The organism is Microvirga terricola (assembly GCF_011777495.1).
In the GTDB taxonomy this organism is placed as follows: Bacteria; Pseudomonadota; Alphaproteobacteria; order Rhizobiales; family Beijerinckiaceae; genus Microvirga; species Microvirga terricola.
Genome location: NZ_JAATJS010000003.1, coordinates 732379 through 758406, shown reverse-complemented (window position 1 = coordinate 758406; position 26028 = coordinate 732379). Strand labels below are relative to the sequence as shown.

The 26028-nt window shown below is 61.9% G+C and carries 23 protein-coding genes; 7 read left to right on the top strand and 16 right to left on the bottom strand.

Annotation, left to right across the window (positions count from 1 at the left end; translation table 11 throughout):
* Nucleotides 1-23: 23 nt before the first annotated feature.
* Both HB375_RS11985 and HB375_RS11980 read left to right on the top strand, forming a co-directional pair.
* Nucleotides 24-671: a CoA transferase subunit A gene (locus tag HB375_RS11985; RefSeq protein ID WP_167673204.1), complete on the top strand. Its 648-nt coding sequence runs from the start codon at nucleotides 24-26 to the stop codon at nucleotides 669-671.
* A gap of 22 nt (nucleotides 672-693) precedes the next feature.
* Nucleotides 694-1350 (top strand): 3-oxoacid CoA-transferase subunit B, encoded by a 657-nt coding sequence (locus tag HB375_RS11980; protein ID WP_167673203.1) that lies wholly within the window; start codon nucleotides 694-696, stop codon nucleotides 1348-1350.
* Between the two features lie 53 nt (nucleotides 1351-1403).
* Here the strand turns inward: HB375_RS11980 and HB375_RS11975 are convergent, their stop codons facing one another.
* The 3 genes from HB375_RS11975 to HB375_RS11965 form a co-directional block, all read right to left on the bottom strand.
* Complete coding sequence (locus HB375_RS11975; RefSeq protein ID WP_167673202.1) at nucleotides 1404-1943, bottom strand: transporter suffix domain-containing protein; 540 nt, start codon at nucleotides 1941-1943, stop codon at nucleotides 1404-1406.
* 64 nt (nucleotides 1944-2007) lie between these two features.
* Entirely contained in the window at nucleotides 2008-3090 is a 1083-nt protein-coding gene (cax, locus tag HB375_RS11970) for a calcium/proton exchanger (RefSeq protein ID WP_167673201.1), read from the bottom strand.
* Nucleotides 3087-4811: a SulP family inorganic anion transporter gene (locus HB375_RS11965; protein WP_205800149.1), complete on the bottom strand. Its 1725-nt coding sequence runs from the start codon at nucleotides 4809-4811 to the stop codon at nucleotides 3087-3089. The genes cax and HB375_RS11965 overlap by 4 nt, the downstream gene beginning before the upstream one ends.
* 299 nt (nucleotides 4812-5110) lie before the next feature.
* Between HB375_RS11965 and HB375_RS11960 the strand changes: the two genes are divergently transcribed.
* Nucleotides 5111-5533: a hypothetical protein gene (locus tag HB375_RS11960; protein WP_167673199.1), complete on the top strand. Its 423-nt coding sequence runs from the start codon at nucleotides 5111-5113 to the stop codon at nucleotides 5531-5533.
* On the opposite strand, the gene HB375_RS11955 is transcribed toward HB375_RS11960, so the two are convergent.
* The 5 genes from HB375_RS11955 to HB375_RS11935 all read right to left on the bottom strand — a co-directional run bounded on the left by HB375_RS11955 (nucleotide 5534) and on the right by HB375_RS11935 (nucleotide 13023).
* The gene (locus HB375_RS11955; RefSeq protein WP_167673198.1) at nucleotides 5534-8749 is read right to left on the bottom strand and encodes an efflux RND transporter permease subunit; all 3216 of its coding nucleotides are present in this window, start codon (nucleotides 8747-8749) and stop codon (nucleotides 5534-5536) included.
* Between the two features lie 4 nt (nucleotides 8750-8753).
* Nucleotides 8754-9860 carry an efflux RND transporter periplasmic adaptor subunit gene (locus HB375_RS11950; protein WP_167673197.1) on the bottom strand — a complete coding sequence of 369 codons (1107 nt, stop codon included), beginning with the start codon at nucleotides 9858-9860 and terminating at the stop codon, nucleotides 8754-8756.
* Nucleotides 9861-10282: 422 nt separating this feature from the next.
* Nucleotides 10283-10648, bottom strand: a complete 366-nt coding sequence (locus HB375_RS11945) for a nuclear transport factor 2 family protein (protein WP_167673196.1) — start codon at nucleotides 10646-10648, stop codon at nucleotides 10283-10285.
* A 93-nt stretch (nucleotides 10649-10741) separates the two neighbouring features.
* On the bottom strand, nucleotides 10742-11365 hold the full coding sequence (locus HB375_RS11940; RefSeq protein ID WP_167673195.1) for an isochorismatase family protein: 624 nt from the start codon (nucleotides 11363-11365) through the stop codon (nucleotides 10742-10744).
* A 206-nt stretch (nucleotides 11366-11571) separates the two neighbouring features.
* Nucleotides 11572-13023 (bottom strand): alkaline phosphatase family protein, encoded by a 1452-nt coding sequence (locus tag HB375_RS11935; RefSeq protein ID WP_167673194.1) that lies wholly within the window; start codon nucleotides 13021-13023, stop codon nucleotides 11572-11574.
* A 171-nt stretch (nucleotides 13024-13194) separates the two neighbouring features.
* Between HB375_RS11935 and HB375_RS11930 the strand changes: the two genes are divergently transcribed.
* Nucleotides 13195-13650, top strand: a complete 456-nt coding sequence (locus tag HB375_RS11930) for a hypothetical protein (protein ID WP_205800148.1) — start codon at nucleotides 13195-13197, stop codon at nucleotides 13648-13650.
* A gap of 174 nt (nucleotides 13651-13824) precedes the next feature.
* On the top strand, nucleotides 13825-14097 hold the full coding sequence (locus HB375_RS11925; RefSeq protein ID WP_167673192.1) for a hypothetical protein: 273 nt from the start codon (nucleotides 13825-13827) through the stop codon (nucleotides 14095-14097).
* Between the two features lie 17 nt (nucleotides 14098-14114).
* Here HB375_RS11925 and HB375_RS11920 read toward each other — a convergent pair whose 3' ends face one another.
* A complete protein-coding gene (locus HB375_RS11920) occupies nucleotides 14115-15488 on the bottom strand; it encodes an aminotransferase-like domain-containing protein (protein WP_167673281.1) in 1374 nt (457 codons plus the stop codon).
* Between the two features lie 199 nt (nucleotides 15489-15687).
* On the opposite strand from HB375_RS11920, the gene HB375_RS11915 reads away from it, so the two are divergent.
* Nucleotides 15688-16110: a DUF983 domain-containing protein gene (locus tag HB375_RS11915; RefSeq protein ID WP_167673191.1), complete on the top strand. Its 423-nt coding sequence runs from the start codon at nucleotides 15688-15690 to the stop codon at nucleotides 16108-16110.
* A 9-nt stretch (nucleotides 16111-16119) separates the two neighbouring features.
* Here HB375_RS11915 and HB375_RS11910 read toward each other — a convergent pair whose 3' ends face one another.
* On the bottom strand, nucleotides 16120-18087 hold the full coding sequence (locus HB375_RS11910; RefSeq protein WP_167673190.1) for an aconitate hydratase: 1968 nt from the start codon (nucleotides 18085-18087) through the stop codon (nucleotides 16120-16122).
* A gap of 308 nt (nucleotides 18088-18395) precedes the next feature.
* Between HB375_RS11910 and HB375_RS11905 the strand changes: the two genes are divergently transcribed.
* Nucleotides 18396-19763 carry an NAD-dependent succinate-semialdehyde dehydrogenase gene (locus HB375_RS11905; protein WP_167673189.1) on the top strand — a complete coding sequence of 456 codons (1368 nt, stop codon included), beginning with the start codon at nucleotides 18396-18398 and terminating at the stop codon, nucleotides 19761-19763.
* Between the two features lie 25 nt (nucleotides 19764-19788).
* On the opposite strand, the gene HB375_RS11900 is transcribed toward HB375_RS11905, so the two are convergent.
* The 6 genes from HB375_RS11900 to HB375_RS11875 are packed head-to-tail and all read right to left on the bottom strand — an operon-like array spanning nucleotide 19789 to nucleotide 25987.
* Nucleotides 19789-21207 carry a M20 family metallopeptidase gene (locus tag HB375_RS11900; protein WP_167673188.1) on the bottom strand — a complete coding sequence of 473 codons (1419 nt, stop codon included), beginning with the start codon at nucleotides 21205-21207 and terminating at the stop codon, nucleotides 19789-19791.
* Nucleotides 21208-21251: 44 nt separating this feature from the next.
* Nucleotides 21252-22124, bottom strand: a complete 873-nt coding sequence (locus tag HB375_RS11895) for an alpha/beta hydrolase (RefSeq protein WP_167673187.1) — start codon at nucleotides 22122-22124, stop codon at nucleotides 21252-21254.
* Nucleotides 22121-23125 (bottom strand): ABC transporter ATP-binding protein, encoded by a 1005-nt coding sequence (locus HB375_RS11890; RefSeq protein ID WP_167673186.1) that lies wholly within the window; start codon nucleotides 23123-23125, stop codon nucleotides 22121-22123. The genes HB375_RS11895 and HB375_RS11890 overlap by 4 nt, the downstream gene beginning before the upstream one ends.
* The gene (locus HB375_RS11885; RefSeq protein ID WP_167673185.1) at nucleotides 23122-24102 is read right to left on the bottom strand and encodes an ABC transporter ATP-binding protein; all 981 of its coding nucleotides are present in this window, start codon (nucleotides 24100-24102) and stop codon (nucleotides 23122-23124) included. Before HB375_RS11885 ends, HB375_RS11890 begins: the two co-directional genes overlap by 4 nt.
* Nucleotides 24102-25013, bottom strand: coding sequence for an ABC transporter permease (locus HB375_RS11880; protein ID WP_167673183.1), 912 nt, complete (start codon nucleotides 25011-25013; stop codon nucleotides 24102-24104). The genes HB375_RS11885 and HB375_RS11880 overlap by 1 nt, the downstream gene beginning before the upstream one ends.
* A complete protein-coding gene (locus tag HB375_RS11875; RefSeq protein WP_167673182.1) occupies nucleotides 25010-25987 on the bottom strand; it encodes an ABC transporter permease in 978 nt (325 codons plus the stop codon). Before HB375_RS11875 ends, HB375_RS11880 begins: the two co-directional genes overlap by 4 nt.
* Nucleotides 25988-26028 lie beyond the last annotated feature (41 nt).

Genomic DNA, 26028 nt, shown 5'->3' with positions numbered 1-26028 from the left:
GCTGATCATTGACGTGAACTGAGATGCAGACAATTTCACTTTTGAACGCGGTCGCTATGATTCCCGACGGAGCAAGCCTGATGATCGGCGGGTTCCTAGGCGTCGGCACGCCGGAGCCGTTGATCGATGAACTGATCCGCCAGCGAAAGGGCAACCTTACCGTCATTGCCAATGACACAGCCGCGCCGGGCATCGGCATCGGAAAGCTCGTCGAAGCTAAGCTCCTTCACAAAGTCATTGTAAGCCACATCGGCTTGAATCCCGAAACCCAACAGCAAATGCTTGCGGGCACCCTTGAGGTCGATCTGGTTCCGCAAGGAACACTGGTGGAGCGCATTCGCGCGGGTGGGTGCGGTCTGGGCGGCATTCTAACCCCAACGGGAGTGGGCACCGTCGTTGAAGAAGGTAAAGAAAAGATCTCGCTGAATGATCGGGAGTATTTGCTGGAGACTGCGCTGCGTGCGGACTTCGCGCTCGTGAACGCCTTTCTCTCCGACTATCTCGGCAATCTCGCATACGCGCTTACGGCGCGTAACTTCAATCCGCTGATTGCCATGGCGGCGGATACGGTCATTGTGCACGCCGAGAACATCGTTCCGGTCGGCGTCATCGCGCCTGATCACGTCGTAACCCCAGCTCCAATCGTCGACTTTCTGGTCGTCAAAAATTGATCTTCACGAAAGGGGTGACCGCATGGACCCTCAGGCTTTGATTGCCAAACGCATCGCCCGTGAACTTCAAAATGGCATGCTGGTCAATCTCGGCATTGGCATCCCGACATTAGTGGCGAACTTCGTTCCGAGTGGGATTAACGTTTACTTCCAATCGGAGAACGGCCTCATCGGTACGGGCCCGATCCCCGAACAAGGCATGGCTGTTCCGTGGTTGACAGACGCTGGCGGGCGCCCCGTTACAGCCCTGCCAGGCGCGTCGACCTTCGACAGCGCAATGTCCTTTGCCCTCATCCGTGGTGGCCATCTTGATCTGACCGTCCTTGGGGGCCTTCAGGTCGATCAAGCGGGGTTGCTTGCGAACTGGATGATCCCGGGCAAGATGGTGCCCGGTATGGGGGGAGCCATGGATCTGGTCACCGGAGCCAAGCGCGTCATCGTCGCGATGCAACACACCGCCAAGGGCAAGTCCAAGATCGTCGAGACTTGTACGCTGCCTCTCACCTCCGTCCGCCCGGTTGATCTCGTCGTAACGGAGCTTGCGGTGATCGCTTTCCCTGAGGGCTGCGCCACTCTCGTCGAGATCGCGGATGGCGTAAGTGTCGAGCAAGTCCTTTCCGCAACCGAAGCGAAGCTCGTCGTGCCTGATCACGTGCCCCGGATGACGATGTCCGCATAGGGTAGCCACCAGCGATCATGTCCAGGCCTATGATCGCTCCCACGCGGCGTCGTTTAATTGACAATGCCCGAAGCCGTCCCCGAGGCGTCCATTCTCCCGGTGTCGACAACCTTGGCTGTCCGGACGAAGAGAGCGTGAACCTTGTTCCAGAACTCACCGCCGAGCACGAAGAAACTCGCGATTAGCATGAGATCGCCAACCGCCTTGAGCCATAGATCGGATCCCGCGTCAGGCCAGAACTGCTCCACATAAGGTTCCAACATCGCCGACACGAGCGGCAGGCAGAACATCACCAGCCCGATTGTATATCGCGTGGGCCCCACCTCCGTCGGGAACAGCGCCCTCGAGAGGATGGCCTTGAGTTGGAGGAAGCCCTCCTTCCCCATCACGGCCACACAGATGACCAGCATGACCTTGTTGGCAACGAAAATAGCTCCGGACATCGCTGCAATGCGAGCGGGCGGCGCCTGGAGCGCAGCAGCCAGCGGAACGAGCAGCCACAGGACGAATGCAAGAATGAAAATCGCTATTCCGAGCTTACACCGTCGCCCGGCGAGCGAGGACGGACCGAGCTCGTGACGGAAAGTTGTCATTGTCTTTCTCCAGCGACGTGCTCCCCATCCTGAATAACGCCGCGACCGCGATATTGGGGGGCCCCTACGGACTCGATGGGACGCTGGGATCCGGCAAGAAGAAATAGGTCACGCCGAGGATCAGATAGACAGCGAGAAGCTGAACGCCTTTTAGCCAATCCGACCGACCATCCCCCGCCACCTGTGCCGTAATCAACACCGACAACAGGACGATAAGCACCATCCCGGCCGGAAAGGTGAGATCCATCGGTGTCGGTCCGATGACGAGGCTGACGAGCACGAGAATGGGAGCTACAAACAATGCAACCTGCACGCTCGAGCCGATGGCGATTGAGAGCGAGAGATCCATCCGGTTCTTGAGCGCAGCCGTGATCGACGTCGCGTGCTCGGCTGCGTTTCCGAGGATTGCGACAACGAACAAGCCGACGAAGGCTTTGCTGAGACCCGAATCTTTCGCGACCGGATCGATTGCACCGACCAGGATCTCGCTCATCCACGCGATCGTCACCGTCGCGGCGGCGAGCACAAGAGCCGCGCGGCCGGCGCTCCAAGGCGGCGTGTGGGCCTCCCCTTTCTTTTCGGCATCGCGTGTCCCGGTGAAAAGGGCCGAATGCGTCACGAGGGAAAACACCAAGAACAAGCAGTACACCACCAGAAGCACCACCGAGATGGTGATGCTGAGCCCGCCCAGACTCCCGGAATCTTGGTGTCCAATGGCCACGTTATACACGGCGGGAAGGATCAGGCCGATCGCTGCCAGCGTCAGCATCGTGGCTTGCGAGCGCGCCGCCACGGCATTGAAATGCTGCTCCGGTCGCCGCAGGCCACCCGCGAGCATCGAAGCTCCCAGCACCAGCAGAATGTTGCCGACGATCGACCCTGCAATAGATGCTTTGACGACATCATGAAGCCCGGCGCGCAAAGCCGCGATAGCGATAATAAGTTCTGCCGCATTCCCAAACGTCGCGTTGAGCAGGCCGCCGACCCCCTCGCCCATTCGTTCCGCGAGATGCTCGGTCGCCCGCCCCATCCACGCTGCGAGCGGAAGGATGGCAAGGGAAGAGGCGATGAAAACGAGCAGGTGCTTGGAGGGGGCGAGCCATTCGAGCGCAATCGTTACCGGGATGAAGATGAGGAGCCAGTTCATGAGCGGCGCTCCTCGGGGCCCGGCCACTCGACCGAATATGTTTCGAGATACGTTCTCACGGCGGCATCGATGGTTGGGAAGAAGGAGTTCTCGCCAAGTTCGGAGAGCAGACCGAACCTCCGCAATTTATCCTTCACGGGATCCTTGAGTTCCGCGAACAGCAAATCGATTCCGGCCGTGTGCAAGGCACCATTCAACTCGCCAAGAGTGTCGGCTGCGGTGACATCGACGCTGGTGACCGGTTCCGCTGCAACGACGAGCCAGCGGACCGGCGTCGGCGACTGCGCAGCAGCTTCCAGTACGCGCTCGCGGAAGAACTCGGCATTGGCGAAAAACAGGGGCGCATCCCACCGGAACAGGACAAGGCCGGGAATTTGTCGGGCGTGAGGATAACGCTTGATGTCGTGAAAACCCATGACGTCCTCGGCATGGCCCAGCACAGCGGAATGCGGCCGCCAGCCATCCCACAGGAATTCGAGAACGGCGATCCCGACCGCAAGCCCGATGCCCGGGATCGCGCCCAGAGCGGCGACACCGACGAAGCACACGATCGACAGCCAGAACTCCCAGGGCTGCATACGATAGATGCGAACAAGGCCTTCGATCTCGATGAGGCCTATGGCAGATGCAATGACCACGGCCGCGAGCGCGGTTGACGGCAGATTCTGAAGAAGGTTGGGAGCTGCGATCAGCAGGATTGCCACGGCCGCTGCACCGACAACTCCGGTCAGCTGTGTGCGCGCGCCGGATGCCTCGGCCACGGGCGTGCGGGAAGAACTGCTGCTGATCGGGAAACCCTGAAAGAAGCCCGCCGCGAAATTGGCAGCGCCGAGCCCGATCATCTCCTGGTTCGGATCGACAGCAACGCCCGTTCTGGCGGCATAGACACGAGAAAGAACGCTCGTGTCGGCGAAGGACACGAGCGCGACGGCCGCGCCGCCGATGAGAACGGGCACGAGATCCGTATAAGGGACCCAGGGGATTGAAAAGGCCGGCAGGCCCTGAGGGAGTGGGCCGAGCACGGCAACCCCGGCGCGCGCGGAGAGATCGAGCACGCTGACGACCAGCGTTGCGGCGACCACTGCGATCAGAATTCCCGGCACGCGCGGCGCTCTCTTGAGAAGCAAGATCGCCGCGAGGGCCGCCGCACCAAGGGCGAGCGCTATCCAGTTCGTCTTGCCGGCGACGATGGCGGCACCGATTGCCCACAGATTCCTGAGAGGCCCGTCACTCTCGATTGAGAAGCCGAAGAGTTTGGGCAGCTGACTGATAAGAACCGTCAGCGCAATCCCGTTCATGTAGCCATAGCGAATGGGTTTCGACAGCAGTTCCGTCATGAAGCCGAGGCGCGCTACGCCCGCGAGAATGCACACGCTCCCCGAGACCACGGCCATCAGGCTGGCAACGGCTATCGCCCTGCTCGGGTCTCCGGCTGATAGAGGCATCACCACGCCCAATATGACGGCGGCAAGTGATGAATCTGGGCCCAAGACGAGGATGCGGCTGGGGCCGAAAAGCGCATAGGCGAGCAGCGGCACAATCGTCGCGTAAAGACCATAGATGCCGGGTACGCCGGAGGCCACCGCATAGGCGATGCCGACCGGCACCAGCATCGTTGTCAGAACAAGACCTGCAAAGATGTCGTGAGGCAGCCAAGTAAGCTTGTACTCACTCGCCGTCGCAAGCCCCGGCATCCAGCGTATCCAGGCAGCCTGCGTCATGCAGCGCCTCGGGAACGAGGGGCAACCGAGAACGAAACCCATCTCATGGTCGGCACCATTGTCCTGCGCCGCTTCTCACCCCCATGCATGTGGCGCGCCGGCCGAGGAAGGAAAGTCACCTCCGCCATTCAGACCGAAGACACGGCTCGATCCTCCCGAGTTTCCGATGCTCAACCTTGTGACTTCTGATAACTTAACCGCTTAGACGCTTGAAAGCATGGCCACTCGCCCTCGGTGTTCCGGGCGTCGAACATCGCTCTCTACAGGTCTGATGACGCTCGACGTCAAAGGAGGTCTCGATGAGCGTTCGCTCCACCATCGGTCTCGCCGCATTCAGCCTCGCCCTGTCGTCCCTCGCTTCGGACGCACATGCCGCAAAACTGAACCTTTCCGCGTATCAAGGAGCTTGGCTGGAACAGAGCCTCAGCTGCGACGCCTTCTATGCCTCCGGAGGAAAGAGCACCTCTTTCAAGAAGCCTCTGGATATGTTTGCGCCAGCCTTCATCGTGTCAGGGAACCGCCTCAGGACGCCCCAGGCCACATGCAGCATCCTCTCAATAGAACCGACGAGCGGGAACCGTCAGATTTTCAACATGCACTGCGCGAATTCCGTTTCGGGAAACGAGGTGAAGGTGATCATGTCACCATCGTCTAACGGCGGTCTCGCGCGCTACTTCAACGAACAGGACACAACGGGGACCCTCTACCGGCGTTGTCGTTAGCTATTCCCGTTCCGGCGCCCTCGCGATCGCCTTTTCACTCAAAGGCTGCTCGGCCGCCCCGTGCGCGGGTGACGGCGCTTCCGCAGGTTTTCCGGCCTTGGGACCACCAATCCCCTTCACCTTCTCACGCAGCGCCTGGAACATCACGTAAAGCGGCGGGATCGCAAAGATTCCGACGAAAGACGCGAGGATCATGCCGCCGAACACGGGCGTGCCGACATTGCGCCGCGCCAGTTCCGACGCGCCGGTGGCCACAACGAGCGGATAAAGACCCAGGATGAAGGCCAGCGACGTCATCATGACGGGACGGAAACGCAGCCGCGACCCTTCGGTCGCAGCCTCCAGCAAGGGCACACCCCTCTCTCGCTGCTCTTTTGCGAACTCGACGATCAGGATGCCGTTTTTCGCGGCGAGGCCGATCAGGACAATCATCCCGATCTGCCCGTAGAGATCCAATGTCAGCCGGCCCACGACGATGGCGGCAAACGACCCGAGCACACCGATGGCGACGGACAGGAGAACCGGCACCGGAATGGTCCAGCTCTCATAGAGCGCGACGAGGAAGAGAAAGGCGAAGAGCACCGCGAAGGCGAGGATGATAGCTGTCTTGCCCTCGGCGCGCTTTTCCTGAAATGCCGTGTCGGTCCATTCACCGGCAAATCCTGTCGGGAGAACGCGGGCGGCGACGCTTTCCATCGCGTTGAGCGCCTGCCCGGACGAGACGCCCGGCGCCGGGCTTCCCTGAATCGTCACGGCCCGACGGTTGTTGTAGCGGATCAGCGCCGGCGGCCCGACGATAACCCGGACCTCGAGAATGCTTCGCAACGGCACCATCTCGCCCTTGTCGTTCCGGACGTTGATGCGATAGATGTCATCGACCTTCGAGCGGTCGAGCGCCTCGGCCTGCACCTGAACCTGCCACGTGCGCCCGAAGAGATTCATGTCGTTGACGTAGTATCCGCCAAGCGCGGCTTGCAGCGCCTGAAAAACGCTGTTCAGCGGGACGCCGAGAATCTGCACCTTGTTCCGGTCGATATCGAGATAGATGGACGGGCTCGTGGCAGAAAACGTGCTGAAGACGCGGGACAGTTGCGGGTCCTGGTTTGCCGCGACCGTCAAACCGCGCAGGACCTGAGCCAGTGCTTTCGGGTCCCCTCCGCGCAGATCCTTCAGGACGTATGTGAAGCCGCCGCCTGTGCCGAGCCCGATGATGGGAGGCGGCGCGAGCGGAACGACCGTCCCGCCTTGAATCTGGCGAAGCTTGGCACCGAGGCGCGCGATGACGGCGTTCGCGCCAAGGGAGCGGTCGTGGCGCTCCTCGAACGGTTTCATGGTGACGACGATGAACGCGGCATTGGCCTGCGAATAGTTGTCGATGAAATTCAATCCGATGACCGAGGTGTAGTCCGCGACCGCCTCCTCCTCCTTCAAGACGGCTTCCGCGCGCCGAATGACGTCCTCGGTCCTTGCGACGGACGCGCCGTCGGGCAATTGGACCACGACGAAGAAGGCTCCCTGGTCATCCTCAGGCAAGAAGCCCGTGGGGGTGATCTTCGAAAGGCCGTAGACGCCGGCGCCCGCCACCCCGACCATGACCAGTCCGATGATGGACACGCGGACAAGCCGCGCTACGACATTGCCATAGGCGTCGCGGACGCGGTCGATGAAACGCATCACGTAGCCGATGACCCCACGACGCGGCCCGTGGTGCGGGCGCAGAAGCACACCGCACAAAGCCGGCGACAATGTCAGCGCGTTGATCGCGGAGAGAAACATGGCGACGGCAACCGTCACGGCGAACTGACGGAACAGTTCGCCCGAGATGCCCGGAATGAACGCGACGGGCACAAAGACCGAGAGCAGCACCAGCGTGATCGCGATGATCGGCGCGGTGATCTCCTCCATCGCCTTCTTGGTCGCGTCGGCGGGCGAAAGCTCGGGGTGCTCCTCCATCACGCGTTCGACATTCTCCACGACGACGATGGCGTCGTCGACCACGATGCCGATGGCGAGCACGACCGCGAGGAGCGAAACCGTGTTGGCCGAATAGCCGACGGCGTTCAGGACAATGAATGCGCCGATCAAGCTCACGGGGACCGCGAAAGTCGGGATCAGCGTCGCGCGGAAGCTCCCGAGGAAGAGGAAAACCACCAGGACGACGAGGATGAAGGCCTCGACCAGCGTCTTCTGAACTTCATGGATCGTGTCGGTTACGAAGGTCGTGGGGTCATAGGTGACCTTCCACTCGAGATCCTCCGGAAAGGTCTTGGCCAGATCGGCGATTTGCTTCTTGACCGCGTCCAACGTCGACAGCGCATTGGCGCCGGGAGACTGATAGATCGCCACGACGGCGGCGGGTCCGCCGTTGAACCGGGTTTCACGGTCGAGATTGGCGGCCCCCAATTCAAGGCGTGCGACATCACCGAGGCGGAGAACCGACCCATCCGGGTTGGTGCGCAGGACGATCTTTTCGAAATCCTCGACGGAATTCAGGCGCCCCTTGGTTTGAATGTTGAGCTGCAGCCGCTGATCATCCGAGATAGGACGAGCGCCGATGCGGCCGACCGCGGCCTGCACGTTCTGGGCCTGAATGGCGCTGATGATGTCGCCGGTCGTCAGATTGAGACCTGTCAGCCGATCCACCCGCACCCAGGCGCGCATGGCATAGTCCTGCGGTCCCCAGAGCGAGGCATCGCCGACACCCGGCGTGCTCTTCACCTGATCGAGAATGTTGATCGTCACATAGTTTGAAATGAACAGCGGATCGTGCGTTTGCTTGGGCGAGTAGAAGGCGACGACGCCGAGCAAGGCGGAGGACTTTTTCTTGACCGTGACGCCCTGGCGCTGCACGTCCTGCGGCAGTTTCGACAGCGCCACCTGCACCCGGTTGTTCACGTTGACGGCGTTGATGTCCGGATTTGTGCCGAGTTCGAAGGAAGCCGTCAGCGTATAGCTTCCGTCGTTCCCGCTCACGCTTTTCATATAGATGAGCTTATCGACGCCGACGACCTGGGATTCGATGGGCTGGGCAACGGTCGCGTCCACCACATCGGCCGAGGCGCCGGGATAGTTCGTGGTGACGGAGACCTGCGGCGGAACGATATCCGGATATTGGGAGACCGGGATCACAAACAGAGACAAAAGCCCGGCGATGGTGGTGACGATGGCAATGACGATTGCCAATCTCGGTCGGTCCACGAAGACGGCCGAGAGCATGGCGCTATGTCCCGCTCAAGGTGCTGGGCACCGGTGTTGCCCTCACCTGCGCACCGGGTCGCACGCTCTGCAATCCCTCCACGATCACCTGCTCGCCGCCGGACAGGCCTTCATCGACGATGGCGCCCGTCCCACTCTCACCTCCGATCTTGACGCGCCTCATCACGGCCTTGCCCTCCTCGACGATGAAGACATAAACGCCGCTCTGATCGGCGATGAGGGACGCCTGCGGGATGACGATCTTGGTCTCGGGTTTGTCGGTGCCGATCAGGACACGGACAAGCTGTCCGTCAGTCAATTGGCCCTTCGGATTTGGAATGACCGCCCGCACGGTGACCGTGTCCGTGGTGCGCTCAACCGAGACGTCGACGAAGTTGATGCGTCCGACCTGGTCGTAGGTGGTTCCATCTGAAAAGCGGATGCGGACGGTGAGTTCGCGCGGGTCCGTTACGTTCTCGGAGGAGGTATGCTTCATCAACTCGCGCTGGCTGACGGGGAAGGTCACGTACATCGGGTCCTGGCTGACGATCGTCGTCAGCACACCGCTGTCGGGCCCGACAACATTGCCAATCGTGACGTTCGTCCGGCCGATGCGTCCGGTGATGGGGGCAGAGATGACGGTATAGCCGAGGTTGATCTTGGCATTGCTGAGATTGGCCTCATCGGACGTGACGGCTCCCTTGGACTGATCGGCGAGAGCGCGCGCCTGGTCCCGGGCGACCACCGTTCCGGCAGCTTTGGCCAGCAGATCCTCGGCTCGCTGAAGCTGGATGACCGCGAGGTCGTAGCCGGCTTTGCTGCGTTGCAGGGCGCCTTCCGCCTGTTTGACATCCGCCTCGAACGTGTCGCTCTCAATGCGGTAGAGCGGGGCACCCGCCTTGATCATGTCGCCTTCCTTGAAGAGGACCTCCTCAAGGTATCCCTTTACCCGCGCGCGGACTTCGACGCGCTCGGGGGCCTCGACACGGCCAACGAATTCCACGTTCTGCGAGATCGGCTTTTGCTCGGCGCGGACAGTCCCGACCGGAATCGCATCGGTCGGAGGCGTCGATTGTGCACGCGCAGCAAGGGTGGCCCCGAACACCATCAGGACAACGAGGATCATTCGCATGAACGCCTCCGCTGCACCAATGACCTCTTAAGCGCTCTCGAACGTCACAGTCGCCCCGCCCTTCGAGGTCAAAACGGTCAGGAGCTTGGCCGTGACACCACAGAACGGCACAGGACGGGGCCAACCAGACGCCGTCCGTCATGCGCTGTCGCGGTCGAGCATAGGTTTTAGGTAGGCCATTTTCCTCGAGCCTCAAGGTACCTACGATCTTGGCTCGGCAGGCGCCTTCACAGGCCCGCTCTATTATGGGGCTCACCCACAATGGTCTGCGCTCCGAGAATCCAGACTGCCCATTGAGGCGGTCGCGCGCAGCGCGCGATAGGAGAAGCACAAAATGCTAGTTATCTTCGGAGGCGGCGGCTTCGATGAGCCTCGCGACAGCATCGGGATTCGAGACGTAGATGGCGTGGCTGCCCGGCCAGTTAGGGTAACTTGTCGAAAAAGAGATAAAGGGCGGCAATCCGGCCGTCCCGGGCAATGATGAAATCGGTCCCGGCGTAAGCCGGCGCCTTACCAGGGCTACCCGACACCCACCGGACCCGCCCGGCATCGCCCAACTCCTCGGGCGGGGCGATCGGCTGATAGCGAAAGTCGGGGTGAGTAGCCTTGATCACGCCCGCGATGCGGTGGATCTCATCACGGCCACGGTATGCCCCGTTGTTGGGGTCGTAAAAGACGGCGTCTTCGTGGAAGATCTCGTCGACTACTGCGCGTCGACGCGCGGGGTCGTTTTCACCGAATACATCTTCAAGATTGCGGATCAGCAAGGTCGATATGCTGTGGGACATAGCTTGTTTCCTTCCGGCGCCGGGTACGGCTTGCAATGCCTCGGCCCGATGTTCCGGGGGGCTCCAGGGAGCTAGGCTGCGCCGGCGCATTCTTCACTTGGAGTAGGCCTGGGCGACCTGTCCAACGAGCTTCGCCCAAGGCATGTCCATGGCGTCGTAAACAGCGGTGGCCTCGGGCCGCGCATTGTCCTTGAGGATTTCCACCATCAGCGTGGCGTAGTCGGAGAGGATCACGCCCGCCTGCAGCATCCGCAGAAGCCCGGCCTGGCGTTTGGTCTCGCTGAAAGTTCCGGAAGCGTCGACGGCCACATACGCGTCGAGACCCTTGCCAATGGCGGTGATGGCGGGGAAGGCGGCGCAGACTTCGAGGGAGATGCCCGCGAAAATCAGCTTCGTGCGCCCAGTGGCGTCAATTGCCCGGGCGACCTCGGGATCGTCAAAGGCGTTGACCGACGAGCGATCGATAATCGGAATGCCGGGCAGCGCCTCGACCAGTTCCGGAAAAGTCGGACCCCACATGCTGTCGCGTGCCGTGGTGGTCACGATGATTGGCAAGTGCAGGACTCGGGCTGCTTTGGCTAGCGCCACAACATTGTGTTTCAGCTCTCCCGTTGAATAGTCGCGAACGCCAGTCATGAGGCCGACCTGATGGTCAACGAGAACGAGCGCGGCATTTTCCGATGTAAGCGGCGCGTAGGGCCGAATCTGCTCGGACATGACATTCTCCAGTGCGAACTCGCATGCAAAAGAGGCAAGGCCCATTCCGGACAACTGCGATTGTCGGTCGCCCCCGAATGTAGCTCCCGGACTATCAGGGGAAAGACACCTCCTGCCGGGCAACGGAGTGCAGGGATGGCAGCATCTCCCCCGTCATTCCGGGCTCCACTGCGCGGCCCCCAAATGATACGGGGAACACTTCAATCTCAGCGGTCGAAATCGAAGGCCTTGGCCAGACTTTCCACTGCGCCGTAGCGAGGGCTCGGCAGCGGTGCGAGGTGATGGCGCTCCCCGATTAGCTTCAGAATGGAGGTCGTGTCATACGGCGTGTGGTCGATCACACCTTTACGGGCAAAGGGAGAGACCACGATCGTCGGCACACGGGAGCCCGGGCCGAAGAAGTCGGCTTTCTCGCCGTCAGCGCCGATCTCTGGCGGCGCGACATGATCGAAGAAGCCGCCATACTCGTCATAGGTGATGATAAGCGCATACGAGTCCCTCATCGGGCTGTCCTCCAGCAGCCTGACAATGCGCGCGACCTCCTCATCCGCGGCATCGAGGCTGGCATAGTCCGGATGCTGGTTCAGCACGCCAATGGGCTTGTAGAAAGCAACCGGCGGCAAGGTTCCTGCCTTGATGTCCTCCTCAAGCTGCGTCGCATCCTTCAGGTGTTTGTCCCGCTCGTGGCGGCCGGCCACATTCGTGGGATCGAAGCGGGCGAAAGAAGCGAAGGGCTGATGGTGCCATTGGAAGACGAGATCGGTGAGCTGCTCGTCCTCCTCCGTGGTCCTGTCCCTGATCGCCAGATTCCAGCCGCCTGCATACCAGGCCCAGTCGATCTCTTTCTCGCTCAGCCTGTCTCCAATGGTCGGGGCCGTTTGCGGAGGCAGGAGGTCCTTGCCCTGCTTGCCGTTGTTGAAGAGTTCGGATTGCGTCGTGTTGAGCGCGTAGTCGCCGTCACTGGCTGCACTCACCTTGCGCTCCCGAACGACGTTTCCGTGTTCATCGACCTCCGACCGCAACTCCTTCCGGGGATTAGGCCAGACCGGCGCACACGCGCAGACGAGCCAGATGTGGTTCAAGAATGAGCCGCCGAAGGCTCCCTGAAAAAAATTGTCGAGCAGGGTGTAGCGTCCGGCGAGTTGCCAGAGATGGCTGTCCTTGAGCGCGGCCGCACTGTAGTGGCCCATGGTGAGCGCCCCTGCGTCTGAGTACAGGGCGAACAAGTCGTTCTGGCCGCCGTGGATTTGGCTGCGATGGGTGTAAAACGAGTGGGTGAGATCCCGCGTATACGTGGATGTCGTCACGCCAGGCCGGATGCCGTCGATGGCGAAGGGCTCGTTCGGTAAGTCGCCAAGGGCCTCAATTTCCCTCAGCTCGGATGGATTCTCCGGGAGATTGAAAGGCTTTTTAGCCACAGGCAGCGTGGAGAACGGCTGGCCGTCACGTTTGCGCTGGATGGCCCCCTCTCCCGCATCGGCGATGCCGTTTGCTCCCGGGAACTCGCCGAACATGTTGTCGAAGCTGCGGTTCTCCAAATAGAGAACCAGGATATGCGAGAGTTTCTCAAGCCCTTGCGGTGATTGGGCGAAACTCGGATTGGCCATTGTGGTGCAGGCACACACAGCTGCGCCAAGCAGCGATAACCGGATACGCATCAATGCCTCTGCTCCCTGGGGAAGAGATCCGGGTAAGCTAGGGCAGCGTGCGATGACGGCTATGCCGGAGGCGGCTCAGAACCATGCTGTTCACCTGCCCTGCCCCTCGACATCGTGGGAACGGCCAGCGCTTGTTGCTAGGAAGCATGTCTTTCCATGTTACAGATAGGCATGGAGAAAAACACCTTCGATGCCTTCGCATCACCCTTGATCGGACTTCCACTCCGTCACGTCTGGCGGGGATACGGCTCGGCAATTTTCCTCGAATTCGGGGAGTTGAAGCAAAGCCTCAAACGGGACGGTTCCATGCAACCTTCAGGACAGATGAGCCTGATGATTGAGTGGAGCTGGCGGATTGAGGACCGCACCTCAATTCGCTGCGGGAGCTGGAGCGATGAGGCGCTTTGGCCAGATGTTTTCGCCTTGTTGCTCGGCAGCGAGGTTCGCCATGTCAAAACCTTCGGCCGCTTGCCTGAGATCGAAGTCGGCCTGTCCAACGAAATGCACGTCCTATCCTTTATGACGGATGAGGGGCTGCCTGCATGGACCCTCTTCGACAGACGCGGCCCCCAGGAGTGCTGGATCAGCGTCGAGCAGGAAGGGCTGACGATAGGCGGACATCGCTGACTTCAGGCGAAGGCGGAAAGCGTGGCACTGCGCCAGAGCCGCACAGCAGCTACGCCCGATCTTGCATCCGAACCCCGCGCTTCCTATGTCGCTTCTGTCTTAGGGTCCGGGCCCCTCTGGCGAGCGCCGGCCGCTCGCGATGTCGGACTTTTCTCTTGAACCGGGGATCCCGCCATGGACTTCATCTCGTTCCGAACCTCGACCACATCGTCCCGCTCGGGCGGCCTTTTGGACATCGCGATCAGATTGGCGGTCGTTGTCGCCGCTGGCGCCGCCTTGCTCGTCATGGCATTCGTCGGGTTCTTCATCGTTCTCCCGCTGATGCTGGTCGCCGGAATCGCCTCGTATTTCTACCTGCGTCGCCGCATGCGTCAGGCGCAACAGCGCTCGCGGGACGAGGTGATCGACGTCGAGTACACGGTCATCGATCAGCGACGGGACCCGTAGCCCTCCGCCTCAGGAAATCACACAATCGACGACAGGGTGCTGGGGCCGTGCGACAGAACCGTCGCCAGCACCCCTAAGCCCCGCTCCAGCACCGCCTTGTTTTGGGCCGCGCCGAGCGAGACTCGGATGGCGTTCGGGGCAGGCCCGACCGCAAAAGCTTCGCTCGGCACGAGAGCAAGGCCCGACTGCCGCGCATAGACATTGAGATCGGCCCGGTGCCAGCGTTCCGGCAGGGTGAGCCAGAGATGATGTCCCTCCGGATGCGCCTGGACGTCGAGCCCGTGCAGGACCCGTAGTGCGATGGCCTGCCGCGCGGCGCTCTCCCGTCGGATCGCCGCCGTGATGGCATCGAGCGTGCCGTCCAGAATCCACTTCGAGCCCAGGGCCGCCATGAGGGGCGGCGCCATCAGAGTCATGGCGCGGATCTCCGCCGCAAGGCGCAAGGTGTCGGCTAACCCAGGCGTGATGACGTAAGCCGTCCGCAACGCGGGCGTCGCACATTTCGACAGGGTGGCAATGTGCCAGGTCACGTCAGGCGCGAGTGCCGCAATCGGCTTCGGAGCCTCCCGCGGCAGCGCCCCGTAAGCGTCGTCCTCGATGATCGCTATCCCACGCCGACGGGCAACCTCGGCGATTGCCTCGCGCCGCTTGAGCGACATCGTTGCACTGGTGGGATTGTGGATGGTGGGAACGCAATAGACTGCCTTCGGGCTCTCGCGTCCGCATGCTTCATCGAGCGCTGCGGGATCAAGCCCCTCCCCGTCCATCGCCACCGGCACAAGCCGTACCTTGAGCTGCTCAGCGATCGCGCGCAGGCCCGGATAGGTCAGAGCCGGAACGGAAACGGCCTCGTCCGGCTGGACTAGGACCCGCACGATGGCGTAGAGCGCCCCCTGGGCTCCGGAGGCCACCACAACGCGGTCGACCGGAACCGGACCAACGCGCGGCTCAAGCCAGCGCACGGCCGCGACGCGGTCCGGCCCGGCTCCAACGCTCTCCTGGTAATGCAGACGCATCAGACCGTGAGGCGCCGAGAGAACGCTCGCGACCCCCTCCTGAATGCGCTCCCGCAGCCTCGCCTCCGGCGGCTGCGGCGGCATGTTCATACTCAGGTCGATGATCGGCGAGCCAGCAGGCGCCGCGTCGTCCCGCTCCGAAGACCTCCCGCGGATGAAGCTTCCCCGCCCAGCGTTGGCCTCGATCAACCCCATCCGGCGTGCCTCGTTGAAGGCACGGGTGACCGTGGTGAGGTCTACCCCGAGTTCCTTCGCGAGTTGGCGCTGTGGCGGCAGACGGTGGCCCGGCTTGAGGCGCCCGGATTGCACGTCAGCCAACAGCGCCTCAGCGATAGCCAGGTACTTGGGCCCGCTTTTGCTCTCGATCTGCGGCATCCAGGACAACACGTTTCCTTGACCTTCTTGTCTTGCAAATGTATGCCTCACAGCAGACATACACGATACGCGAACAGATCGAAGCAAACTCGACAAAATCGTCGCATTTGCCCGATCTCGGCACAAAATTTACAGCTATTTGTATGGATCGTCAAACCATACATTAAGCGCTCGGGCGTACACACCTGAAGGATCCGATATGACCGCGAACCTGACTGCGAAGGATGCCATCCTCAAGTACGGCCTGAAGTGCCGCTGCCCCAAATGCGGACAAGGTCGCCTGTTCAACGGCTTTCTCACGCTCGCTCCGCGCTGCGAGGTGTGTGGTCTCGACTTCTCCTTCGCTGACCCGGCCGACGGCCCGGCCTTCTTCGTCATGATGACGATGGCCATTCCGGCAACCGCGTTTGGCGTGTGGGTCGAACTCACCTACGAGCCGGGCCTGTGGGTGCATCTCATCACGACGTTGCCGTTCCTGCTGCTGAGCTGCGTGCCGACGATCCGGCCGTTCAAAGGAATGCTGATCGCCAGCCAATACTTCCACAAAGCGGAGGAAAGCCGCTTCGAGATCCCGCAACGAGCGACCAAGAACGAGCCTAATCCTTCCGCTTCCGGCGGCTGACAGCGAGTGTCATGATGCCTGCGATAGAGGACGCTCCGACTGGCCGAGACGCTCCTTCAACGCATTGATCAATCCACCGCGAAGCACGACCTCCACCTGTCGGGGTGACATGGCGTGGCGCACCCGGAAACTCCGCTTTTGGGTCACGTTCTCGACGGTGAGTTCATTTCCCTCCGCGAGCGCTTTGTGCAGATCGGTCAGACGCAGCACATCTCCCTTCTGGATCGCGTCATAATCCGCAGGATCGACGAAGGTGAGCGGCAGCATTCCGAAGTTGATCAGGTTCTGCGAATGAATCCGCGCGAAGCTTTTGGCAATGACAGCGCGCAGACCGAGGAATTTCGGACCCAGCGCGGCGTGTTCGCGGCTTGATCCTTGGCCATAATTGTTTCCGCCAATCACTATGTGGCCTGACGCCTGTTTAGCGCGCGTGGCATAGGTGGGATCGATAACGTCGAACGAGAATTCGGCGATCTTGGGAATGTTGCTTCTGAATGGCAGCACGCGGGTTCCAGCGGGCATGATCTCATCCGTGGAAACGTTGTCCGCCACTTTGAGCAGAACGGGCACTTCAATTGTATCCGGTAGCGGCTCGAAAGGAGGCAGCGAGGCGATGTTCGGGCCTTTGTGCAGGGCTACTTCCCTCGCCGCTTCAGGTGCGAGCGGTGCGAGGAATGTTTCGCGGTTGACGATGGGATCATCAGGGTCTTCCACCCGCGGATAAGGAATGCCGAGCGTCCGCGGGTCCGTGATCACACCGGTCAGGGCGGACGCGGTCGCGGTCTCCGGGCTCACCAGGCACACCTTGTCCTCCTTCGTGCCGGAACGACCGGGGAAGTTGCGGGGCACCGTTCTCAAGGACAATTCGTGCGTTGCAGGCGCTTGCCCCATGCCGATGCAGCCGTTGCAGCCTGCCTGATGCAACCGCGCGCCGGCATGAAGTAGGTCTACGACATATCCGTCGCGCGCCAAGGTCTCCAGCTGTGCGCGGGATGTGGGATTGACGTCGTACGACACGCGGTCATGCACGCGCCGCCCGCGCACCATCATCGCGGAAACGGCAAAGTCACGAAAACCGGGATTGGCGGAGGAGCCGACATAGGCCTGATAGATAGGTTCACCCGCAACTTCGCGAACCGGCCGCACATTGCCGGGGCTCGACGGCATCGCGATTAAAGGTTCAAGGCTTGAGAGATCAATTTCGTCGTGCACGTCGTAATCTGCGCCTGAATCCGCGACGAGTTCCGCCCAGTCTTCCTCTCTTTTCCACGCGCGCAGGAAACGGCGGACCTCCTGATCGGACGGAAAGACCGTGGTCGTCGCGCCAAGCTCGGCACCCATATTGGCAATGACATGGCGATCCATTGCGCTCAGCGTAGCGAGGCCCGGCCCATAATACTCGACGACGCGCCCCACTCCGCCTGCGACGCCGTGACGGCGAAGCATCTCGAGAATGACATCCTTGGCGCTCACCCATTCCGGCAGCTCGCCTGTGAGTTTGACACCCCAGATCTGTGGCATGCGCGTGTAGAATGGTTCCCCCGCCATGGCTAAGGCGACTTCGAGACCGCCAGCGCCAATCGCCAACATGCCCAAGGCGCCGCCCGCTGGCGTGTGACTGTCAGAACCGAGAAGTGTCTTGCCTGGCTTGCCGAAATTCTCCTGATGGCATGGATGGCTCACGCCGTTTCCCGGCCTGGAGAACCACACGCCGAACCGTTGGCAGGCGCTGCGGAGAAAAAGGTGGTCGTCGGGGTTTTTGAAATCCGCCTGGATCAGGTTGTGGTCGACATACTGCACGCTGACCTCGGTCTTCACGCGATCAAGATCCATCGCTTCCAGCTCGAGCATGACCATTGTGCCGGTCGCGTCCTGCGTCAGCGTTTGATCGATCCGAAGCCCGATCTCGTCTCCCGGCTTCATCTCGCCAGATACGAGGTGCGATTGAATCAGTTTCTGCGCGACATTCAAAGGCATCACCAGTCCTCCGTTGCGAAAACGGCGGAGTTAGCTGGACCGGCCCGGCGACGCTCCATTCGCGCGCTTGGTGTCGAGGGTCTTTGACGTGCGGCGAGCCACTTTTCGCTCAGCTCGGGTCGATCACTGCCGAACCACGCCCCTTCGACGATGGGCGCTATATGGTGCGCGGTCACGGCACTGTCCATGCCGCGGCATTCTAAGCGCGAACATGTCCCAGTGCCTGAAGCTAAGCCGCTCAGCGACGGGTTTTCGAAGGGAGTCGGAGCGCTAGATCAACGCCCACAGGAAGGCCGATGGAGCGGATCATGACCATTGCAGCGATCAACCCGGCAACAGGCGAGACGATCCAGGTCTATGAGGAATTACCCCCTGACGCCGCCTCTCGGATTGTCGCTCAGACGCATGAGGCGTTTTTGGCATGGCGCCAAACCTCCTTTGCCGAGCGCTCCGCATTGATGAAGAAGGCCGCGGAAGTCTTACGCGCTCGCGCCAAGGATCTCGCGCGGCTGACGGCAATGGAAATGGGAAAGCCTGTTTCGGCTGGCGAAGCCGAGCTGAAGAAATGCGCCCTCGCCTGCGATTTCTATGCCGATAATGCGGAGCGTTTTCTGGCGCGAGAATCCGTCCAAACAGAATCCAGCAAGAGCTTCGTCGCCTTCAATCCCTTAGGTGTCATTCTCGCCGTAATGCCCTGGAATTTTCCGTTCTGGCAGGCTTTCCGCTTCGCCGGTCCCGGCCTGATGGCGGGGAACGCCGCGGTTCTGAAACACGCATCCAACGTACCGGGATGCGCGTTGGCCATCGAAGAGATCTTTCGGGATGCGGGCTTTCCGGAAAACCTTTTTCGCACGTTGCTCGTCGGCAGCGGTCAGGTGGAGGCGCTGATCGAAAATCCACTGATCCGTGCTGTCACCTTGACAGGGAGCGGACCGGCGGGCCGACAGGTCGCGGCCAAGGCGGGCGCGATGCTGAAGAAGACCGTGCTCGAACTCGGCGGAAGCGACGCCTATCTCATTTTGCACGATGCGGACCTGGAACTCGCCGCGGCGGAGAGCGCCAAGGGCCGGCTCGTCAATTCAGGTCAAAGCTGCATCGCAGCCAAGCGCTTCATCGTCGTCGCATCTGTGCGGGAGCGCTACGAGGCGCTTCTCGTGAGCAAGATGAAGGCGGCACAAATGGGCGACCCGTTGAACGAGGCAACCCAGCTTGGCCCGCTTGCGCGTCAGGATTTACGGGATCAATTGCACCGGCAGGTCGAGGCGAGCATCGTCACGGGTGCACGCCTGCTGCTCGGAGGAGAGATTCCTGAAGGCAACGGCGCCTATTATCCGCCCACTGTCCTGACGGATGTGCAACCTGGGATGCCAGCCTACGAGGAGGAACTGTTCGGCCCTGTTGCCTCGGTCATCACGGTGAAGGACGAGGCTGAAGCGATTGCGACTGCGAACGATTCCTCCTTCGGCCTGGGCGGCGGCGTTTTCACGCGCGATGTCGCCCGCGGCGAAGCGATCGCCGCGGAACTGATCGAGAGCGGCTCCGTCTTCGTCAACCACACCGTGGCATCAGACCCCCGCCTTCCGTTCGGCGGGGTCAAGGAAAGCGGGTACGGTCGCGAACTCTCCCATTTCGGGATCAGAGAGTTCGTCAACATCAAAGCGGTCTCGATCGCGTGACCGCCCTCACCGCCGCGGCCAGGTATTAGGCAACCGACATGTCGAGCGGCGGCTCTACGCCCTCCTTAAGAGGACTCACGTAGGGCGTCGCGCGAGTCTGCTGGGCGAGATCGGCCTTGGCGGCAGCGCGCAGCGAGGCATCCGTGATCGCGGCCATTCCGGTCGCAGCCATGGCCTTCGCAACGTGGACCATGGTCTTGTGCGCGGCCGGTGCCTTGCCCTGCGCCACGATCTGCCATGTGTGGAACGGTGTCCCAATTGCCACCGTCGGCGCGTGGGCCTGAACCGTCGGCACCACCCAACTGACGTCGCCGATATCAGTCGAGCCGATCATCGGCTTGCGCGGGGAATCCAGCGGCACGAGGAAGTCGGCGAGCGGCGCGTCGGTTTGCGGTTGCCCAATCGCCCGATAGACCGAAGCGATTTCCTGCGCAGACAAAGTCGCGCGGATTTGGCGGGCGAACTCGCGGTCAGCGTCGTCGAAGGCGGGCGGGCCCAATTCCTCCATGGCGTTGTGCAGGGCCTGTTCCAGAGGCTTGTTCCCGAGGGTGTTCGATACGGCGCTGACGATGCGCATTTCGACGCTGGTCTCAGTCATCAGCGCCGCACCTTGCGCAATCTTGTGCACGCGCTCGACGAGTTCGAGCATACCGGGCAGGTCCATAGCCCGGATGGAGTAGCGAACGCGGGCATGGGCCTGCACCACATTCGGCGCGATACCACCGGTATCGAGCAGGGCGTAGTGCACACGCGCATCGGACGGCATATGCTCGCGCATGTAGTTGACGCCGACATTCATCAGCTCCACCGCGTCGAGTGCGCTGCGCCCCAAATGCGGAGACGCGGCGGCGTGAGCCGCGCGTCCGGTAAAGGTGAAGTCGGCACGCGTGTTGGCCAGCGACAGGGCCGGCGCAACTTCCCAGAAGCTATAGGGATGCCATGAGATGGCGATGTCGGCGTCATCAAAGGCACCGGCGCGCACCATGAAGGCCTTGGCCGCGCCACCCTCCTCCGCGGGGCAGCCATAGTAACGCACGCGACCGGGAATCCCCTTCTCGGCCAACCAGTTCTTCAAGGCGACCGCGGCGAGGAGCGCTGCCGACCCCAGAAGATTGTGGCCGCAGCCGTGACCGTGCCCACCGGCCTCGATCGGACGGTGCTCCGCGATGCCCGCCTCCTGGCTGAGACCCGGCAGGGCGTCGTACTCTCCAAGGAAGGCGATGACCGGCCCTCCCTCCCCGGCTTCGCCTATGACAGCGGTTGGGATGCCCGCGATGTTCTCGGTGACGCGAAAGCCTTGATGCCGCAATTCCGCAACGTGCTCGGCCGCCGAGCGGACTTCGGTATAGCAGACCTCCGGCATCCCCCAGACTCTATCGCTCAATGCGATGAGCCGGTCCTTGGCGGCGTCCACTTGTTGCCAGATCTCATTGCGAACGTTCATCTCTCGCTCCGAAGGTATCGTGTGTCGTCTTTCAAGGCGCAGCGTTACAGCGCGCCGACTTCCTCAGTCACCAGCTCTTCAGCCGGCGGAATGCGCCCCTCGAACCAGTAGGCAGCGGCGGCGCGCGACATCGCGGCGCCGTCATGGCCAATGCCTTCGACGCGGACCAGCTGCCAACGGAAGGGAAGTCCGAGACGCTCCGCTTCGCGACGGCCGAAGTCGTAGACGAAATGGGCGCGGGCATAACGATGCGGCCCCTGCCTCAGGGCTTCGGCCTGGGCGGGAAGGTTCGGATCGTCCGTGCTGATGTCCTGATCGCCAGCGAAGATGGTCATCGGATAAGCGAGCCAGCGCACAAGGGCCTTCTCATCGAGGCCGATCCTGCCAATCCCTTCGGGGAAATCGTGCTGCAGCGTCGGAAGCGTGTACCAACCGGGGTTGCCGGCAATGACAGCCTCGAAGGATTCATGACCCTGGGTCGCGAGCATCCGATGCGCGAACTGGCCGCCGGCGGAGTGGCCGAAGAGCCGCGCCTGGGAACGGCGTGTCACGCCGCCTTTCCGCAGAGCGGCAAAGACACGGCCCGGCACGGAGTAAAGCCAATTCTCATAGGGCCGCACATCGCCATCATCCCGGATGACGAGCCCGTTATTGTAGCTTTCTGACTTGGGATAATGCTCGTCGGAAAAAGTCGGCGCGGCGATCAGGATGCGATGCTTTTCCGCCGCCGGAATCCAGAAGTCCCGATACTCGTCGCCATTGCGCAGCATGCCGTGCTGGACAATCACAACCGGATCATCGGGACCGTGGGCTGCGGGACGATAGAAGTTCACTTCGATGGGCCGGTCCGGGTGAAACGGATCGATGAAGGGAAGCGAGCTACGGCCGATTTCGGGAGTGAGCGTGGTCGTGGTCATGCGTTATCCGAAGTGTGCAAATGGCAGGCAGCGCTGCGTCCGGGCGCGATCTCTTGCAGGACCGGGCGGACCTCACGGCATTTCGACATGGCGTGTTCGCAGCGGGGGTGGAACGGGCAACCGGTCGGCGGCGCCAGAGGGGATGGTAACTCTCCCTTGAGCGGCTGAAAATCGCGCTTGCGACGTGCTGCCGAGGGGCTCGCGGCAATGAGCGCAGCACTATAGGGATGCGCTGGTTTGTCGAAGACGGCGGAAGCCGGTCCGATTTCGACAATTCGTCCAAGATACATGATCGCGACCCGGTCGCTGATATGCCGGACGATTCCGAGATCATGGCTGACGAACAGGTAAGTCAGCCCACGCCGTTCGCGGACATCCATGAACAAGTTGATGACCTGCGCCTGGATCGAGACATCCAGCGCAGAGACCGGCTCGTCACAAACCAGGAAATCGGGATTCACCGCAAGCGCCCGAGCGATGCCGATGCGCTGACGCTGGCCGCCGGAGAACTGATGCGGATACCGGTTGCGGTAGGCGAGATCGAGGCCAACCTCGGTCAGCGCCTTGTCCACCGCCGCATCGATCTCGTTCTTCGGCAGTAAGCGGTGGACGCGCAATGCCTCTCCGACGATGCGGTGCACCTGCATGCGCGGATTGAGAGAGGCGTAAGGGTCCTGGAAAACCATCTGGACCTTGAGCAGGAAGTCCAATCGCTCCTTGCCCCGGAGCTGAACGACCGGGCGCCCGTCATAGACGACATCTCCGGCGCTCGCTGCGGAAATTCCGGTCGCAATCCGCGCGAGAGTCGACTTGCCGCAGCCGGACTCGCCGACAAGCCCAAGCACTTCTCCTCGCATCACGCTGAGATCGACGCCATCGACTGCACGCAGAACGGGAGGCGGCGGCGCCTGTCCCGTCGCTGCGAGGAGGCGTTGCGCAAATGTCGACTTGCTGCGGAAGTGCTTCTTCACACCTCGCAATTCGAAAAAGGGCACGGTCATAGAGCACTGCCCTCAGGCACTGGGTTGTGGCAGCGATAACCGTGTCCGTCCAGGATCTGGGGCGACGGGTCGATCTGCTCGCAGACGGCAAGAGCGCGCTCACAGCGCGGACGGAACGGGCATCCACTGGGACGCGCGGAGATGCTGGGAGCGGCCCCGTTGATCTGCTTCAGCCGCTCGCCGGGAGAGGCCGATGCTGCGGAAGAGCCGAGGAGACCGACGGTATAGGGGTGACGGGGCCGATCCAAAACGTCGTCCACGGTTCCCGTCTCGACGATCCGCCCGGCATACATCACCGCGACACGGTCTGCGAGCTCAGCGACGACGGCGAGATCGTGCGTGATCCAGATCACCGCCGTGCCGGTCTCGCGGCTGAGTTTCTGGACCTCGAACAGGATCTGGCTCTGGATCGTGACGTCCAGCGCCGTTGTCGGCTCATCTGCGATGATCAGGTCCGGCTCGTTCAGGAGCGCCGTTGCAATCGCAACCCGCTGGCGCATGCCGCCCGAGAACTCGTGCGGGAATTGCTTGAGACGGGCTTCAGGAGACGAGATGCCGACACGCGAGAGCGCCCGCGAGGCCTCCTTCAACGCGTCCTGCCTGCTGCAGTTGCGATGCTCCTGGATGGCCTCGCACATTTGCTCACCGATGCTCAGCACCGGGTTGAGCGTCATGAGCGGATCCTGAAAGATCATTGCAATGCGGTCGCCGCGCAGGCTGCGCAACCGCTCTTCGGACGCCGACCGCAGGTCTTCACCCTTGAACAGCACATCGCCGGAGACGACCTCGCCCGGGGGATCGATCAACTGAACCAGCGAGAAGCCGGTCACAGATTTGCCGGATCCCGACTCGCCGACAAGCCCGAGGATCTCCCCCGGATGCACGAGGAGATCGACCCCATCCACGGCAGGCCAAGCACCCGCAAGGTCATGAAACACGGTCTTGAGACCGCGAACTTCGAGCAGCGGCAACGTCATCAGGTCCTCACGTTGAAGCTGCGGCGCAGGCGATCGCCTACGAGGTTGAGCGACATGATCAGCAACACGAGCGCGATGCCGGGGAACGCGGCAATCCAGTATTCTCCGGAGAGCAGGAACTCGAACCCATTGGCGATCAGAAGGCCGAGAGAGGGTTGCGTCACCGGTACACCGACGCCGAGGAAAGACAGCGTTGCCTCCAGCGTGATGGCTCCCGCGATGTTGATCGTCGTCACGACAAGCACCGATCCGACGGAGTTCGGCAAAAGATGCGCCAGCATGATGTGGGGCGTGGGCAGACCGAAATTCACCGCCGCCTCGATGTATTCCTTGCGCCGCTCGACGAGCGCTGCGGCTCGCATCAGGCGGGCATACTGCGCCCATTGCACCAGGATGATCGCGATGATCACCTTATCGACGCCTCGCCCGATGGAAGCGAGCAGGACGAGGGCGATAAGAATCGACGGGAAGCCGAGCATGAAGTCCACGACGCGCATGATCGCCGCGTCGACGGCTCCTCCGAACTGTGCGGCGAAAAGTCCTGCAGCGATGCCGATGGCGAGCGCGCCGGCGGAGGACAAGAGGCCGACGAGAAGACTGGTCCGAAGCCCGTACAGGATTGCGCTGAGCATATCTCGGCCTTGGGCATCGGTGCCGAGCCAGTACGTTATTCCGGTCATTCCCCGGGAGCCAGGCTCCAGGCGGTTGTCCATCACGCTAAGCGATGCGAGGTCGTGCGGATTTTGCGGAGCGATGAGGGGAGCGAGCACCGCAAGAAGGACGAAGACGCCCAGCAGGATCACGGCGCCACGCGTCGTGGGACGGCTCCGAATCCGACGCAAAACCTTCGTTCGCAACGGCGTGTCGGCATTAGCCGCCACAACCGGCGCAACCGATTTCGATAGGCTCATGCCATTTCTCCCGTCAGCTTCACGCGTGGATCGAGCGCCGCGTAAAGAACGTCGACGAGGAAATTGACGGCCACGAACAGCAAGGTCGCGAGCATCACGTATGCGACGACGACCGGCCGATCCAGATGATAGATGCTGTCGATGAGGAGCTTGCCCATGCCCGGCCATGCGAACACCGTCTCGGTGATCGTCGAGAAGGCGACCAGGCTACCAAATTCCATGCCGGCCACCGTGACGACCGGAATCAAGATGTTGCGCAACACATGCCGTCCGACGATGCGTTTGCGGCGGACGCCTTTGGCGCGTGCATATTTGACATAGTCCTGCGTCATCGCTTCCGTCGTTCCCGCGGCGACGAGCCGGACCATCAGCGCCATGTTGGGAATGGCGAGGTTGAGTGCGGGCAGGATGAGATGCCTGATGCCATCGAGCGTCAGCAAACTCGTTTGGATGCCGAAAAGTGAAACCGTCTCGCCCCGTCCCGCGGTCGGCAACCAGCCGAGCGCAACGCTGAAGAGCAGGACCAGCATCATGCCTTTCCAGAAGCTCGGAAGGGAAAAGCCGAGGATCGTGCCAGCCATGATCGCGCGGCTGGGGCGACTCTCGGGATTGAGCCCCGCGAGGAGGCCGAGCGGCACGCCGATGAGCGCCGCTCCGCTCATGGCCAAGAGAACGAGTTCAAAGGTGGCGGGCAGCCTCGCCAGGATCAATCCGGCAGCCGGCACACCGTGGACGAACGAGCGCCCGAGATCGCCCTTGAGCGCATTGCCCAGGAAGGAGAGGTATTGCTGCCAAACCGGCAGGTCGAGCCCGAGGCGACGGATCATCGCCGCGCGCTCGGCGGCGCTGACTTGCGGAGGAACCAGAAGTTCAATCGGGTCTCCGATGCCGTAGACGGCGAGAAAGACCACAATCGAAACCGCGAGTAGAACCAGAACACTCTGGATCAGGCGCTGCAAAATGTAGGCCGTCATTGCATGCGTCCTAGTCTACTCGCGGTTTCGTTTATTACGGA

Excerpts from the sequence above, each read along its gene's own strand:
- HB375_RS11910 (WP_167673190.1), bottom strand. The coding sequence starts at position 18,087 with ATGCCTTTGAATGTCGCGCAGAAACTGATTCAATCGCACCTCGTATCT.
- HB375_RS11895 (WP_167673187.1), bottom strand. The coding sequence starts at position 22,124 with ATGACCACGACCACGCTCACTCCCGAAATCGGCCGTAGCTCGCTTCCC.
- HB375_RS11885 (WP_167673185.1), bottom strand. The coding sequence starts at position 24,102 with ATGACGTTGCCGCTGCTCGAAGTTCGCGGTCTCAAGACCGTGTTTCAT.
- HB375_RS11940 (WP_167673195.1), bottom strand. The coding sequence starts at position 11,365 with ATGTCCGAGCAGATTCGGCCCTACGCGCCGCTTACATCGGAAAATGCC.
- HB375_RS11975 (WP_167673202.1), bottom strand. The coding sequence starts at position 1,943 with ATGACAACTTTCCGTCACGAGCTCGGTCCGTCCTCGCTCGCCGGGCGA.
- HB375_RS11880 (WP_167673183.1), bottom strand. The coding sequence starts at position 25,013 with ATGAGCCTATCGAAATCGGTTGCGCCGGTTGTGGCGGCTAATGCCGAC.
- HB375_RS11915 (WP_167673191.1), top strand. The coding sequence starts at position 15,688 with ATGACCGCGAACCTGACTGCGAAGGATGCCATCCTCAAGTACGGCCTG.
- HB375_RS11935 (WP_167673194.1), bottom strand. The coding sequence starts at position 13,023 with ATGCGTATCCGGTTATCGCTGCTTGGCGCAGCTGTGTGTGCCTGCACC.
- cax (WP_167673201.1), bottom strand. The coding sequence starts at position 3,090 with ATGAACTGGCTCCTCATCTTCATCCCGGTAACGATTGCGCTCGAATGG.
- HB375_RS11905 (WP_167673189.1), top strand. The coding sequence starts at position 18,396 with ATGACCATTGCAGCGATCAACCCGGCAACAGGCGAGACGATCCAGGTC.
- HB375_RS11925 (WP_167673192.1), top strand. The coding sequence starts at position 13,825 with ATGGACTTCATCTCGTTCCGAACCTCGACCACATCGTCCCGCTCGGGC.
- HB375_RS11950 (WP_167673197.1), bottom strand. The coding sequence starts at position 9,860 with ATGCGAATGATCCTCGTTGTCCTGATGGTGTTCGGGGCCACCCTTGCT.
- HB375_RS11930 (WP_205800148.1), top strand. The coding sequence starts at position 13,195 with ATGGAGAAAAACACCTTCGATGCCTTCGCATCACCCTTGATCGGACTT.
- HB375_RS11920 (WP_167673281.1), bottom strand. The coding sequence starts at position 15,488 with ATGCCGCAGATCGAGAGCAAAAGCGGGCCCAAGTACCTGGCTATCGCT.
- HB375_RS11945 (WP_167673196.1), bottom strand. The coding sequence starts at position 10,648 with ATGTCCCACAGCATATCGACCTTGCTGATCCGCAATCTTGAAGATGTA.
- HB375_RS11960 (WP_167673199.1), top strand. The coding sequence starts at position 5,111 with ATGAGCGTTCGCTCCACCATCGGTCTCGCCGCATTCAGCCTCGCCCTG.
- HB375_RS11875 (WP_167673182.1), bottom strand. The coding sequence starts at position 25,987 with ATGACGGCCTACATTTTGCAGCGCCTGATCCAGAGTGTTCTGGTTCTA.
- HB375_RS11955 (WP_167673198.1), bottom strand. The coding sequence starts at position 8,749 with ATGCTCTCGGCCGTCTTCGTGGACCGACCGAGATTGGCAATCGTCATT.
- HB375_RS11980 (WP_167673203.1), top strand. The coding sequence starts at position 694 with ATGGACCCTCAGGCTTTGATTGCCAAACGCATCGCCCGTGAACTTCAA.
- HB375_RS11890 (WP_167673186.1), bottom strand. The coding sequence starts at position 23,125 with ATGACCGTGCCCTTTTTCGAATTGCGAGGTGTGAAGAAGCACTTCCGC.
- HB375_RS11965 (WP_205800149.1), bottom strand. The coding sequence starts at position 4,811 with ATGACGCAGGCTGCCTGGATACGCTGGATGCCGGGGCTTGCGACGGCG.
- HB375_RS11900 (WP_167673188.1), bottom strand. The coding sequence starts at position 21,207 with ATGAACGTTCGCAATGAGATCTGGCAACAAGTGGACGCCGCCAAGGAC.
- HB375_RS11985 (WP_167673204.1), top strand. The coding sequence starts at position 24 with ATGCAGACAATTTCACTTTTGAACGCGGTCGCTATGATTCCCGACGGA.